Source organism: Variovorax sp. WDL1 (genome assembly GCF_001541225.1).
In the GTDB taxonomy this organism is placed as follows: Bacteria; Pseudomonadota; Gammaproteobacteria; order Burkholderiales; family Burkholderiaceae_C; genus Variovorax.
The window spans coordinates 2,175-3,632 of the sequence record NZ_LMTS01000192.1 but is presented as its reverse complement, the minus strand read 5'-3'; the positions used below and the strand labels follow the sequence as shown (position 1 = coordinate 3,632).

The 1,458-nt window shown below is 62.8% G+C and carries 3 protein-coding genes; 2 read left to right on the top strand and 1 reads right to left on the bottom strand.

What is annotated here, in order from left to right; genetic code table 11:
* Positions 1–155 precede the first annotated feature (155 nt).
* Positions 156–542, top strand: a complete 387-nt coding sequence (locus APY03_RS25570) for a hypothetical protein (RefSeq protein ID WP_068681360.1) — start codon at positions 156–158, stop codon at positions 540–542.
* A 172-nt stretch (positions 543–714) separates the two neighbouring features.
* On the opposite strand, the gene APY03_RS25565 is transcribed toward APY03_RS25570, so the two are convergent.
* Entirely contained in the window at positions 715–912 is a 198-nt protein-coding gene (locus APY03_RS25565; protein WP_068681358.1) for a CsbD family protein, read from the bottom strand.
* A gap of 225 nt (positions 913–1,137) precedes the next feature.
* Here APY03_RS25565 and APY03_RS25560 point away from each other — a divergent pair.
* On the top strand, positions 1,138–1,458 hold a 321-nt coding region (locus APY03_RS25560; RefSeq protein ID WP_332307397.1), incomplete at its 3' end, for an RAD55 family ATPase.

Genomic DNA, 1,458 nt, shown 5'->3' with positions numbered 1-1,458 from the left:
AACCCTCACAGGTGGGTCAATTTTCGGCCGGCGCCAACACGCAGGATGCCTACGGAAGGTCGAGAACCCGTGGGACAGGGGGAGCGCCCAGTCCGCCACAGAACCGCCCGTGAACACCTGCAGCTCAGCCGGCCCCCGTTCAAGGAAAGGAAGCCATGGAACCCGCACTGGTTCTTCGCACTGCCACCACCCTGCTGATCCTGGCGGCAGTGGGCGGCCTGGTCATGGCGGGGATCCGCTTCTTCGGCACGGGGGACCGCTGGCCGCCCAGGTCACTGGCCATGTTGCACGGTTTCCTCGCGACAGCCGCCATCACGCTGCTCGTGTACGCAGGGGGAACGGTAGGGTTGCCCCGAACTGCCCTGATTGCCCTTGTCCTGCTGCTCGTGGCTGCCGCCCTGGGCGTCACGCTGAACCTTCAGTATCACTGGAAGCAGTTGCCGTTGCCGAGACGGCTCATTCTTGTCCACGCTGTCGTTGCCGCCGCAGGCTTTCTCTTGCTCCTTGAGGCAACTTGGGTGGCATGGAATTCCGGACGCTGAGGAGCTGCTAGGGCAGAAGCCATGCGCTGAGCGCCCATCCGACCGAGAACCCGACAACAAAGCCCAGGGCCACGGCCGTCGCAAGGCGGGCGATCTGAAAACCAGGCCCTTCGTCAGCCCCCTGGTCCGGGACCACTCCGCTGAAAATTCGGCAGCGGGGACGTCGCTTCGTTCAGGCCTTCTTCGCGCCTGTCCTGGCCGCTTCCTTGGCCTTGCTCTTGGCGTCCCCATAGCTCGACTGCACGGTGCCCACGGCCTCGTCGACCGTGCCTTCGCTTCTGAGCTTGCCGCTTCCGGTCATCTTGCCCACCGCCTGCTTGACCTTGCCCTTGAGCTTGTCGACCCGACCTGCCACCTGATCCTTGTTCATCGCAACCTCCTGGAGTGTGGCGAATTGCCACTGTCGGAGACTGCGACGACTTCCTGTCAGCGAACGAGAGGCGAACGCGCCTGCCCCTGTAGGACCGCCGCACGAAGGGATGTGCGCGCATCCTTCGGGTATGTCTTTTCACATATAGGCAGCCGCCGTACAGTGCCCCCAAAGAAGTAAAGTCCAGCTCCCACTACAACCAATCCAAAAGGACTACGAGAGATGATGCAAGACCCCGTGCGTACCGGCATTCCAGGGCTGGACGAGGTGCTTCTGGGAGGCGTTCAGCGCAACAACAACATCTTGGTCGAAGGTGCGCCGGGCGCGGGGAAGACGACCTCGGGTTTGGCCTTCATTCATGCGGGCGCGGCCCTCTATGACGAGCCCGGTGTCATCGTCTCGTTCGAACTCGATCCCGAGAAGCTGTTGCGAGACGCCAAGGGGTTCGATTGGGACTTGCAGCGCCTCATCGACGAGCGCAAGGTCAAGATCATTCAGACGTCGCCGGCCGTGCTGCTCAATGAATTTCGCTCGTCGGAAGGCGCG

Coding starts and splice junctions, on each gene's coding strand:
- APY03_RS25570 (WP_068681360.1), top strand. CDS start 156: ATGGAACCCGCACTGGTTCTTCGCACTGCCACCACCCTGCTGATCCTG.
- APY03_RS25565 (WP_068681358.1), bottom strand. CDS start 912: ATGAACAAGGATCAGGTGGCAGGTCGGGTCGACAAGCTCAAGGGCAAG.